The sequence below is a fragment of the Pedobacter agri PB92 genome (genome assembly GCF_000258495.1).
In the GTDB taxonomy this organism is placed as follows: domain Bacteria; phylum Bacteroidota; class Bacteroidia; order Sphingobacteriales; family Sphingobacteriaceae; genus Pedobacter; species Pedobacter agri.
Genome location: NZ_AJLG01000152.1, coordinates 1 through 12126 on the forward strand (window position 1 = coordinate 1; position 12126 = coordinate 12126).

Here is a 12126-nt window from a genome sequence, read left to right on the forward strand (position 1 = left end):
ACACACTAGATCGTTATAACGATGAAAAAATTGAAGCTGTTGCTACGCATTACAAAGATATTCTTGGTCAGCTGGGCGAAGATCCTGAACGTGAAGGTTTAATTAAAACCCCTGAACGTGTGGCAAAAGCCTTGCAGTATTTAACGCATGGTTATGATTTGAAACCGGATGAAATTCTGAAATCGGCAATGTTTGAGGAAGATTACAGTCAAATGGTGGTGGTTAAAGATATTGAGGTCTATTCCATGTGTGAACATCATATGCTACCTTTCTTTGGTAAAGCGCACATTGCTTACATTCCAAACGGCCATATCGTGGGCTTAAGTAAAATCCCTCGTGTGGTAGATGCCTTTGCCCGTCGTTTACAGGTGCAGGAACGTTTAACCAACGAAATCAGAGATTGTATTCAAAATACTTTAAACCCAATGGGTGTAGCAGTGGTGATGGAATGCAGACACTTGTGTATGGCCATGCGTGGCGTACAGAAGCAGAATTCAGTAACTACAACATCGGCCTTTACCGGAACTTTTTTAAGTAACGATAAAACAAGGGCTGAGTTTCTGAGATTAATTACAGCCAGTTTAGATTAAAGTTAGAACCAAGTAATAAGTATCAGGTATCAAGATTAGCCGCTTTAAAACGCTTTTTAGAAAACCTGTAAATAAAAGACATTAAATGAAAGCATATATTTTTCCTGGACAGGGAGCGCAATTTGTAGGCATGGGTAAAGATCTTTACGAGAACCCAAAAGCTGCAGAATTATTTGAAAAGGCAAATGAAATTATTGGATTTCGCATTAGCGATATTATGTTCGGTGGAACAGATGAAGAACTAAAACAAACCAATGTTACACAACCGGCTATCTTTTTACATTCAGTAATTTTAGCGAAGGTTTTAGGTGATGATTTTAAGCCTGATATGGTAGCTGGTCACTCATTAGGCGAATTTTCTTCTCTGGTGGCAGCGAATGCTTTGAGTTTTGAAGATGGCTTGAGGTTGGTAATTGCCCGTGCAAATGCCATGCAAAAAGCCTGTGAAGCACAACCATCTACCATGGCTGCGATTTTAGGCTTAGCTGATGATGTAGTTGAGAAAATTTGTGCCGAAGTTGATGCTGTTGTTGTTCCTGCAAATTACAATTGCCCAGGGCAACTGGTTATTTCCGGAAGCATTGAAGGTATTGATTTGGCTTGCGCTAAACTAACAGAAGCTGGTGCTAAACGGGCTTTGAAACTAAACGTGGGTGGTGCATTTCATTCTCCTTTGATGGAGCCCGCAAAAATTGAATTACAGGCTGCAATAGAAGCAACAAATATTTCGGCTCCAATTTGCCCGGTTTATCAGAATGTTGATGCAAAACCATATACAGATCCTGCTCAAATTAAAGAAAACCTAATCAAACAATTAACAGGCGCTGTACGTTGGACTCAAACCGTATCAAATATGCTTGCAGATGGTGCAACAGAATTTGTTGAAGTGGGGCCAGGCAACGTATTGCAAGGTTTGGTGAAAAAAGTAAGTCGCGAGGTACAAACCAGTAGTGCTGTTGTGGCTTAACTTTCGCACACATAACAATATTTTTCGACGCCATAAACAAACCGTTTATGGCGTTGTTTTTTATCAATATTTAATATCTTTATCGAAATAGATGAAACTGAGCTTTGGTGTAAAAATTAGATTTCTGCTGCTTGTTTTAGGTTGTTGCCTCATTGTCACTTCAATTTCTTTGAGCAGATTTACCACCAAAAATGAGTTACTGGAACGTGATGCAAAAGAAGTTCAACAAAACTTACTCGTTAAGGAAAGAGATGTTGCTGCCTTTTTAGGCAATAAAAATGAAGTTAAAAAAGCGAAGGAGCTCCATGTTAACCCGAAGGAGGCTATTGAATTTTTAGACGTCTACCGGAAGGTAAAGGGAATTAACTTACTCACCTTCCAAAACAATCAGTTAAAATTCTGGAGTACCTATCGCGTAACCGATATTGATCCCCGTACCATTAAAGAAGGAAGCTCTGTTTTATTTTTCTCCAATGGCTGGTATGAGGTAATCAAAAGTACACAGGGAGATTTCAGCTTGATCTTTCTGATTTCTATCCAATCACAATACCCGTTTAAGGAAACCAAATACTTCAAAAATGATCTCGATCCGCTGCTGTCAAGTTCACAGCTCTTGACTTTAGCATCGTTCATAGATAAAGATGTTTATAGCATCAAAAGCATTGAAAATAAGTTTCTTTTTGGTTTAAAGGTAAAGCCGGGTTATGTTGATGATTATTACTCTGTCATTCAGCTATGGCTCTTTATAGCCGGGATGCTGAGCATTTGCATGTTCTTTAACTCATTAAGTTCGTTAATTGCAAGGAAGGGACATATTGTTTGGGGAACACTATTGCTGCTGGTTTTCTTCCTGTCGTTTAGGCTTTCTGATTTATACTTCGGCTGGTTTAACCACCGTTTTCCGCTCGATCTTTTTGACCCCAGGATCTATTCTGAAAGTTTCCTGATGCCGTCACTGGGCGATTTTCTACTGAATGTATTTACCTTAACATGGTTACTGCTATTTATGTACAACCATAAGGAGCAATATAAATTTGGTAACTGGATCAGGAAAAGTAAAGTGTTGGGTATTATCATCCATGGTCTGTTTTTAGGCCTTATAGGTACAATAGCTTATTTCAGTGATGAGGTTTTTTTCGGGTTGATTTATAATTCCAAAATCAATTTCGAGATTATTAATATTTTAAAGTTAAGCGGTACAAGTTGGGTAAGTATCGTAATTCTTTGCCTGGTATGGTTTCAGATTTATCTAATTACCGTAATTTCGGCTACGGTGAGTAAACAATTAAATGTAACCAACAAAGAGCGGTTAGTAATTTTTTTGGTTGGTTTCGCTGCCATTTTTATTTACAGGCTTGCCACTGATTTTACTGCCTTTTTTATTGTTTTTGCACTCATCCTCTTCATTGTTTGCAGAAGTATTTACGATGAAAAAGCAAAGTTTTCTGTTGGATTGTTTGCCATCGTTTTCTTTTGCCTGGCCTTTAATACATCGATTAAATATATCAAATACAAAGACATTACAGAGCGTAGCTTAAGAGAGCCTCTAGCCCGTAAAGTACAATCGTCAGAAGATCCAAATGCAATTGTAGCTTTAGGAAGTCTGGAAGGACAGTTGTTAAAGGATGAATTTTTAATCCGATATTTTAATCAGAATGGTAAATCGAATTATGCAGTACTCAAAAACCACATTAAAAACTATTTGGATGGTTACTTGAGCCGATACGATTATCAAATCTATCCCTATGATAAATCGGGATTAGATATCAGCAACCCTAATGGGCAACCTTTCAAAAAATACAAAGGATTAGTTGAATCTGGATCGGTTAAAATTGATGGTGCGAATTACTTTTACCAGGTAAATAATACATTTGGCTACCAGGATTATTTTGGGATTATTTCTGTAGTAAACAAGGGCAATTTACTGGGTTCACTGGTTATTGAACTCAGATCAAAACCCTATAACTACAACAACCGTTTACCCGATCTGCTTGGCGACCAAAAGCTCATCCGAGATGAGGATTTCAGGGGTTATTCAATTGCACTCTACAGCAACAACAAATTATTAAATCAATCAGGGAATTATACCTATCCGCTCGACGGACATATTTTCAAAGGGAAAAAAGATGATTTCGTGACCAGTAGCGATGCGGTTCAGGATTACAGTCACTTAGTTTACAAGCCAACAAATAGCAAAATGGTGGTAATCAGTAAACAAAAAGTTGATTATGTGGAACGACTTGCTGCATTATCTTTCTTCTTTTTAGTATTCATCATTTTCTCCCTGGTACTTTATGGATTAATTTGGTTAATCAAAAATCTAGATGATGAACGTGTCGGCTGGTTTAGTATAAACCGGTCACTGATGATTAACGCAAACAAGATTTTGTACAAAACCCGAATTCAACTCTCAATTGTGCTATCGGTTGTGGCTACTTTATTAATTGTAGGTTGGGTAACCTATTACTACATGGATCGGGAATACCGTGGGCAGCAAACTGCTTCCATAAAAGATAAAATCAGGAAGGTTCAGCAGAACTATGAGAAGCAGGTGTTTAGTAACGGGATTACCAATGATGAAGATGCTGTAGCCGATTTTAATAATTTTGCCGATATCAACAATGCCGATTTAAACTTGTACGATACGCAGGGCAACTTGTTAATGACAACTTATCCAAAATTGTACAGTTCGAAAGTAATCGGGAGAAAGATGGGGCCATTGGCTTACGCTTATTTAGATAAGTTAAAGCGATCTGAATATATCAACCCTTTTGAAAAAATAGGAAGTTTAACTTATGCTGCGGCTTATGCTCCCATCCGAAATGCCCAAAATAAAACCATTGCCTATATTGGATTACCCAATTACTCAAATGAAGAAGAATATTCAGACAAAATTGCCCTTTTCGTAAGTAATCTTATTAATATTTATGCCCTTGTTTTCGTCGCTGTAGGAGTTTTAGCGGTGTTTCTGGCCAATCAAATTACCAGTCCGCTTACTTTTATTCAGGAGAGCATTAGCAGAACCCGAATCGGACAAAGAAACGAGCCCATTGTTTGGCGCAGACATGATGAAATTGGCTCATTAATAAAAGAATATAACAGCATGATTGCTGCCCTTGAGGCCAGTGCCGTAAAACTTGCCCGTTCCGAGCGTGAAAGTGCCTGGCGTGAAATGGCAAAACAAGTGGCACATGAAATTAAAAATCCTTTAACGCCGTTAAAACTTGGTGTTCAGCTTTTGGAAAAATCATGGAAAGAGAACGATCCGAATTTTGAAAACAAATTCAACAAATTCAGCAAATCTTTTATTGAACAAATTGAAAGTCTTTCGAAAATTGCCTCTGAGTTTTCAAATTTTGCCCGGATGCCGGATACAAACCTGGAAAAACTAGATGTAATGCCGGTAATTGAACAGGCTCGTCAGGTTTATAAAAACAGCGACAATGTCGAAATCAATGTCTTAAACAAATCTGACAGGTATGTTCGCATTCTGGCAGATCATGACCAATTGCTGAGAACATTTAATAACTTGTTTAAAAATGCCATTGAAGCTATTGATGATGAATCGCATTGCTGCATTACTGCGGTAATTTATAATGATGAGGCGAATGCTTACATCGAAATAAAAGATAATGGGAAAGGTATCCCAGCAATGTTACATGATAAGATTTTTGTGCCAAACTTTACTACTAAATCTTCCGGAACGGGATTAGGCTTAGCCTTTGTTAAGCAAGCTGTTGAAAATGCCGGTGGAACGATTACGTTTACTTCCGTAATTGATCTTGGAACAACTTTTTATTTAACGTTTCCTTTAGCTTAAATCAATTTTTGATAGAAATTATCGAAGATCAACCTGGGCTTTGCCCATCGTGTTTCCATCTGCATACAGGATCACCGTGTAAATACCTTTAATAAAAGCTTTAGGGTTTTTCCAGTCGATAACATAGGTGCTGTCATCATTATTGTAATTGATATAAATAGAATGGCTGTATTGCATTTCCTGGCCATCGGCTTCAAAACGGTTACCTTCATCTGCTAATAAATTTCCGGCCGGATCAAATACCCTCAGGTAAATATTATGATGACCCTTTTCTGCAAGTTCATTCGGAATAATATTAAACCGAACACTTAGTTTTTCTGCGCTTGATGATTTTGTGACTTCTATTTTTTTACCGCTAGATTTCGTTCTGAATGCTACAATTTCTGCAGTTTGAAGCTTCAAGGCTGATGCTGTTTTTACTTTTGCATTTAAGGTTGAGTTTTCACTTTCCAGATTTGAAGTTTTGCTGTTCAGGTTTCTTAACGTGTTTTCTAAACTGTCACGGCTGTTCTTTAGAAAAATATTATCCTTTTGTAACTGGATAATCTGGTCATTATAATTTTTTACAAAAGTTTTTAATTCATTGATCTGGCTGTTTGCTTTATCGAGTTCGCCTTGTGTAATCTCGCCTTTTTCTAAAGCAAGCTTCAATTCAGCAATTTTTTCTCTCGCCAGTTTCTGCTCTTCAACAAGTTTTTCATTTAGATCCAGATTTAAAGCTTCAACTTTATCCAATTCTACCTCAATCTTTTCTACTTCTAAGCGTAATTTATCTTTCTCGGTACTTACCGTAACAAATCTCTCGCTTTGCTGTCGATCTTTAAAAAACAAATAGGCATTTGTTCCAATAAGGGCGGCTATTACAATAACCAGAAAGTAAATTTTGTTCCTATCGCCTTTATTAGTCTTCTGTGGTTCCATTTTAAATAATGCTGTATCTTCTTAAATTAATATACTTTTGTGGTTCCATAGGTAAATGGAGTATACAATTAATTTTAGCAGGGCGCAAATTATAATTTTTAATAAACTTATAAGAGTTTTTAAAAAAAATCGTTTAATTGCTAATGTTGATTTGTATTAAAATTAACACAAATACGCATCCTGAATAAAAAACAAGACATAATAATGCTTAAAAATTTCCTATACGCACTTTTATCCTTTATTGTAATACCATATATATTAAATGCACAACCTTTAACAAAAATTGCACCAAAAAGAGAGTTTAGAGGCGTTTGGGTGGCTACAGTGACCAATATTGATTGGCCATCCCGGCCGGGTTTGACTGTTGACCAACAGAAACAGGAACTGATTGGAATTATGGAAAGGCACAAAGCCCAGGGAATGAATGCCATTATTTTACAGGTTCGGCCAGCCGGTGATGCTTTTTATGCCAAATCAAGAGAACCCTGGAGCCAATGGTTAATGGGCAGGCAAGGATTGGCGCCAGCTGCGGGATATGATCCATTGGCTTTTGCTATTAAGGAAGCACATTTCAGGGGGATGGAATTACATGCCTGGTTTAATCCATACCGTGCAAGTATGAGCAGCAGTAGCGTTTTACATGAAGATCATGCTTTCCGGAAACATCCGGATTGGTTTTTTACCTACGGCGGGAAAAAACAGTTTGATCCGGGTATTCCTGATGTACGAGAATATATTGTGCAGGTAATTTTAGATGTTGTGAAGGGGTATGATGTGGATGGAATTCATTTCGATGATTATTTCTATCCGTATAAAATTGAAGGACAAACCATTAATGATGCTGCTACCTTTAACAAGTTCTCGAATAATTTTACTGATATCAGAGATTGGCGCAGAAACAATGTAGATATGCTGATCAAACAGCTGGATGACAGTATTCACCATTATAAAAAATGGGTGAAGTTTGGCGTGAGTCCATTTGGTATCTGGCGGAACAAATATGAAGACCCGGAGGGATCTGCCACAAGTGGTTTATCGAATTACGCAGAACTTTTTGCCGATAGCCGTAAATGGGTTAAAGAAGGTTGGGTAGATTACATTAACCCACAGATATATTTTACATTTACCAGAAGAGTTGCGCCTTTTGGAACCCTGGTAGATTGGTGGAGCAATAATAGTTATGGCAGGCATGTTTACATTGGTCAGGGTGCTTACCTGGTAAATTCAAGAGCAGAAGCCGCCTGGAAAAATTTATCTGAAGTGCCAAGGCAAGTACGCTATCTCCGGGAAAGTAACCGCATTCAGGGCAGTGTTTATTTTAGTTCAAAATCACTAAGTACTGTAGCCAGATCGGTTGCGGATTCGCTTAGAAATGATTTGTATAAATATCAGGCCTTGCCTCCGCAAATGCCTTGGTTAGATGAAGTTCCACCGAATGAGCCGCAGGCCTTAACTGTAGATGCATTAAAAGACGGAGTGCATTTGAAATGGCAAAACCCATTAAAAGCGAAGGATGGCGAAACGGCTTCAGGGTTTGTAATTTACCGTTTTGCAGAAGGTGAGAAAATATCTACACTTGATCCGAAAAATATCTTAAAAATCAGCTTCGAAGATTATTTGTCATTTATAGATACTACCGTTGAAGCAGGAAAAAGATATAGCTATCTGGTTACGTCCCTTGATCGGTTGAAAAACGAAAGCGAACCTAGCGGTCCTGTTGGTGTAGAAATTCCGTTGGCTAAAGAATAGGTCAGCTTAGAATTATCGTGATTAATTTCGCTTTATAAGCACAAAGCTTTAATTTAGTTTGATCAACCAAACTAGCAATCATGACCGAACCTAAACAACGATTACTCTCTCTTGATTTTTTTAGAGGATTAACAGTCGCTGCAATGATTTTGGTCAACAACCCGGGGAGTTGGGGGCATATTTATGCGCCACTGGAACACGCCGAATGGAATGGTTGCACGCCAACTGATCTAATTTTTCCATTTTTCTTTGGATTGTAGGCGTGTCAATTGCTTTTTCAATGAGCACAAGCAAGTCAGATCCGGCAATGCACAGTAAAACCATTGTTAAAGCATTAAAGCGTGGAATTATTTTGTATTTACTGGGATTTTTTCTTGCTATTTTTGGAAAGCTTATGGGGGTCATTTTCGATGACAAAAGTTTAATCGAAGCTTTTCAAACCGTTCGCTTATTAGGTGTTTTGCAGCGTATTGGTATTGTATTTATCATCAGTAGTATTATCTTTCTCAAGTTTTCAAACAAAGCAATTTTCAGAATATTTATATCAATTCTAGCAATTTATTGGGCATTAATGACTTTCGTTCCGGTTCCTGGAATCGGTTATGCCAATATGGAAAAGGAAACCAACCTGGCTGCATGGATAGATAGAGCGATCCTAACAGAATCTCATACCTGGGCATCTGCGAAAACATGGGATCCTGAAGGTGTTTTAAGTACGCTTCCGGCAATTGGAACCTGTTTATTTGGGATATTGGTAGGGGTGTGGATGAGGAGAAAAGATATAGATGCAACAAAAGTAGCCTGGCTATTTACGGCGGGAATTGCCGCGATTATTTTGGGCTTGCTTTGGGATCTTCAGTTTCCTATAAACAAATCACTTTGGACGAGTTCTTACGTGCTATACGCAGGAGGATTGGCTTCCGTAGGACTGGCACTTTGTTTTTGGCTGATAGATGTACAGGGCTACAAAAAAATCACGACTCCATTTGTTGTTTATGGGGTAAATGCGATAACTGTTTTTTTTCTTGCCGGGTTAATGCCCCGCGTTTTAAATCTGATAAAAATCAATAACACGGATGGTACCAAAACCGCATTATTAGAAAAGTTTTATACCACATTTTACACGCCATATTTTTCACCTGTCAATGCTTCGTTAGTTTGGGCCATTACTTATGTGCTTGGTTTTTATGTGCTGTTGTACATTATGTATAAAAAGAACATCATCATTAAAGTATAATTCCTACATTACTTGGCCGGTTTCATATGGTAAACGGGTACTTAAATACTTTAATAATTGAATAAAAAGACAACCATATACGATATTGCTCAAGCACTTAATATTACGGTATCAACGGTATCAAGGGCTTTAAGCGGTTTTCCTGCAATAAGCGAAGCAACTAAAAAAGCGGTAACTGAAACAGCGAAAAGGCTTAACTACAGTCCAAACAAACTTGCTTCGGCATTAAAATCAGGGAAAACACATACCGTTGGTGTAATCGTACCAAGTGTACAGGCTCAATTCTTTGCTTCCATTATTCATTGTATCGAAGATGGTTTAAAAGAATATGGGTATCGCATAATTATTTATCAGTCAAACGAATCAGTTGATAATGAAATTAATGGTGTTAGAACATTGCTCGAAGCACAAGTAGATGGAATTATTGCTTCAATGTCGTTGGAAACCGTTAATGTTGCTCACTTTGAGGAAATTATTAATCAAAACAAACCACTCATACTTTTCGATCGTGTTCATGATGCATTGAATGTTCCGACAATCACATTAAATGATTTTGAGGCAGGCTATGCAGCCACACAACATTTAATAGAGATGGGCTATAAGAGGATTGCCTTTATTACGACTGTTCATCAAATTAAAATCTTCAACAATCGGTTGCGGGGATACAAGGCGGCATTAGCTGATCTTCAGTTGCCAGTTTTGGAAGAACATATCATCTATGGGGGATTATCTGTTGTAGATGGTGAACTGGGGGCTGAAAAATTGCTTCAGATGAATAATCAGCCAGACGCAATCGTTGCAGGTGATGATTTTACAGCGTTAGGTGTAGTTAACAAACTGAAAGAAGCTGGTAAAACACCGCCAGAAGTTGGTGTGATTGGTTTTGCTAACGAAGTTTTCTCAGAATACATTACACCGAATTTGTCTACAATAGATCAACACCCGGCGCAAATGGGAAAGGAGTGCGCAAAAATGTTTTTAAATATGATTAAACAGGAAAACTTTTACCAGAACGTTGAACACATTGTTTTGAATCCAACTGTTATCGGAAGGCAGTCAACGAGAAAGATCTAGAGCGCTAAATTTGTGTAAAAAAAAATCCCCGCTCTTTTGTAAGACGGGGATTGTATTGTTAAGATTTAATCCTGGAATTTCCACCGAACGAAAGCTTCCATTGCTTCATATTCTGCTAACCCTAAATCGTCATAAGCTTTTGCTGTTTCACGGTTACGGTCTTCAGCACGTTGCCAAAATTCTCTCGAATCATCGCCAGGAAATACCGCCCTGTCTTTCTGGCTCTGGTGCTTGAAAATTGCATTTCTCTTGCGCTCTAATTCCTGAGGAGAAATTGGAACAGCCATCTCGATTTCATGAGTTTCAAATTCATGCCATGCGCCACGGTACATCCACAACCAGCAATCCTGCGCCCATGCTTCGGTTTTACGCAAACGCGTTAAAGCAGCCAGTATGATGTTAAAGCAAACAATATGCGTTCCATGTGGGTCTTCAAAATCACCAGCTGCAAAAACCTGTTCAGGTTTTACTTGTTGTAAAAGCTCCATGGTCAGTTCAATATCGGCATCAGTAACCGGATTTTTCTGGTTTTTTCCGCTTTCGTAAAATGGCAATGCTTGAAAGTGAATATGATCATCTTCCAGGCCGCAATAGCGGGCCCCCGCAATTGCCTCTCCTTTTCTGATTAGACCTTTTACAGTTTGAATCTCTGGCGTATCTACCTGATTAGGTTTTTTGTGGTCGATAAATTCACGCATTCGGTTATAAAGATCTTTCAAATGCGTATTGTCTAGACCCATCTTTTCCGTGAAATCTACATTGAACTCTACGAAGCGTAATGCATCATCATCCCAAACTGCAGTGTTACCTGAGGTTTGATAAGCTACGTGAACATCATGTTTTTGATCAACCAGACGGATGAATGTACCACCCATCGAAATCACATCATCATCCGGGTGTGGGGAGAAAATAATTACCCTTTTTTTTAGCAGGTTCAGCTCTTTCAGGGCGCTGAGAATCATCAGCATTTGGTTTTCCTCCCGGCCAGCCGGTAATGGTGTGTTGTAATTTATTGAAGATATGAATATTGATGTTATAAACTGGACCTTTTTCGGTAGCCAGTTGCGCCATACCATTATTGTTATAATCGTCTTCCGTTAATTTTAGTATCGGTTTTTTGAGCGTGTTGGCCAGCCAGATTACTGCCTTGCGAATTAAGCCATCGGTCCAAATACAATCTTTAACCAGCCAGGGCGTATCAAAACGGGTCAGTTCTGCAGCGGCTGGGGTGTCTAAAATAAACTCAACATGATCCGAAAGTTGCAAATACGTTGCCGGAACATCGCCAGAGATTTCACCTTCCACAGCTTTTTTAATGATAGAAGCTTTTTTACGGCTCCAGGCCATCAAAATGATTTCCCTTGCTTTGAAGATGGTACCGATACCCATCGTGATGGCTTTGGTTGGTACAAAAGCTTTTCCACCGAAGTCACGGGCCGCATCACGGCGGGTTAAATCATCAAGCGTAACCAAACGTGTTCCTGAATTTGGTGCAGAGCCCGGCTCATTGAAGCCGATGTGACCCGTACGACCAATACCTAAAATTTGAATATCCAGGCCGCCAAGATCTCCTATTTTTTTCTCATAATCTAAACAGAAAGCCGGAATATCCTCTAGAGGAAGCGTTCCATCCGGAATGTGAACGTTGTTCTTATCGATATCAATGTGATCGAAAAGGTTTTCGTTCATAAACGTAACATAACTTTGCGCTGCTGTTGGCTGCATTGGATAATATTCATCCAAATTAAAAGTAATCACATTTTTGAAA

General features: G+C 38.5%; 8 protein-coding genes and 1 pseudogene. 7 read left to right on the forward strand and 2 right to left on the reverse strand.

Going from position 1 to position 12126, the window contains the following annotated elements:
* The 3 genes from folE to ON09_RS18305 all read left to right on the forward strand — a co-directional run.
* Nucleotides 1–590 (forward strand): GTP cyclohydrolase I FolE (gene folE / locus ON09_RS18295; RefSeq protein ID WP_010602519.1); only part of this gene is annotated, 590 nt, incomplete at its 5' end.
* 85 nt (nt 591–675) lie between these two features.
* Nucleotides 676–1557 (forward strand): ACP S-malonyltransferase, encoded by an 882-nt coding sequence (gene fabD, locus ON09_RS18300; RefSeq protein ID WP_010602520.1) that lies wholly within the window; start codon nt 676–678, stop codon nt 1555–1557.
* 91 nt (nt 1558–1648) lie between these two features.
* Nucleotides 1649–5377, forward strand: coding sequence for a sensor histidine kinase (locus ON09_RS18305; RefSeq protein WP_010602521.1), 3729 nt, complete (start codon nt 1649–1651; stop codon nt 5375–5377).
* An 18-nt stretch (nt 5378–5395) separates the two neighbouring features.
* On the opposite strand, the gene ON09_RS18310 is transcribed toward ON09_RS18305, so the two are convergent.
* Nucleotides 5396–6298: a hypothetical protein gene (locus ON09_RS18310; RefSeq protein WP_010602522.1), complete on the reverse strand. Its 903-nt coding sequence runs from the start codon at nt 6296–6298 to the stop codon at nt 5396–5398.
* 204 nt (nt 6299–6502) lie between these two features.
* On the opposite strand from ON09_RS18310, the gene ON09_RS18315 reads away from it, so the two are divergent.
* The 4 genes from ON09_RS18315 (at nt 6503) to ON09_RS18330 (ending at nt 10358) form a co-directional block, all read left to right on the forward strand.
* Nucleotides 6503–8047 carry a glycoside hydrolase family 10 protein gene (locus tag ON09_RS18315; protein WP_010602523.1) on the forward strand — a complete coding sequence of 515 codons (1545 nt, stop codon included), beginning with the start codon at nt 6503–6505 and terminating at the stop codon, nt 8045–8047.
* An 80-nt stretch (nt 8048–8127) separates the two neighbouring features.
* Nucleotides 8128–8307 (forward strand): hypothetical protein, encoded by a 180-nt coding sequence (locus ON09_RS26215; RefSeq protein ID WP_039842832.1) that lies wholly within the window; start codon nt 8128–8130, stop codon nt 8305–8307.
* Between the two features lie 20 nt (nt 8308–8327).
* On the forward strand, nt 8328–9284 hold the full coding sequence (locus tag ON09_RS18325) for an acyltransferase family protein (protein ID WP_039842835.1): 957 nt from the start codon (nt 8328–8330) through the stop codon (nt 9282–9284).
* 57 nt (nt 9285–9341) lie between these two features.
* The gene (locus tag ON09_RS18330) at nt 9342–10358 is read left to right on the forward strand and encodes a LacI family DNA-binding transcriptional regulator (protein WP_010602524.1); all 1017 of its coding nucleotides are present in this window, start codon (nt 9342–9344) and stop codon (nt 10356–10358) included.
* A 65-nt stretch (nt 10359–10423) separates the two neighbouring features.
* Here the strand turns inward: ON09_RS18330 and ON09_RS26875 are convergent.
* Nucleotides 10424–12083: pseudogene (locus tag ON09_RS26875) on the reverse strand (PIG-L family deacetylase).
* Nucleotides 12084–12126: the final 43 nt, after the last annotated feature.

Bases quoted from the DNA above. Each gene is read 5' to 3' on its own strand.
- ON09_RS18310 (WP_010602522.1), bottom strand. From the start codon at position 6,298: ATGGAACCACAGAAGACTAATAAAGGCGATAGGAACAAAATTTACTTT.
- fabD (WP_010602520.1), top strand. From the start codon at position 676: ATGAAAGCATATATTTTTCCTGGACAGGGAGCGCAATTTGTAGGCATG.
- ON09_RS18305 (WP_010602521.1), top strand. From the start codon at position 1,649: ATGAAACTGAGCTTTGGTGTAAAAATTAGATTTCTGCTGCTTGTTTTA.
- ON09_RS26215 (WP_039842832.1), top strand. From the start codon at position 8,128: ATGACCGAACCTAAACAACGATTACTCTCTCTTGATTTTTTTAGAGGA.
- ON09_RS18315 (WP_010602523.1), top strand. From the start codon at position 6,503: ATGCTTAAAAATTTCCTATACGCACTTTTATCCTTTATTGTAATACCA.
- ON09_RS18325 (WP_039842835.1), top strand. From the start codon at position 8,328: ATGAGCACAAGCAAGTCAGATCCGGCAATGCACAGTAAAACCATTGTT.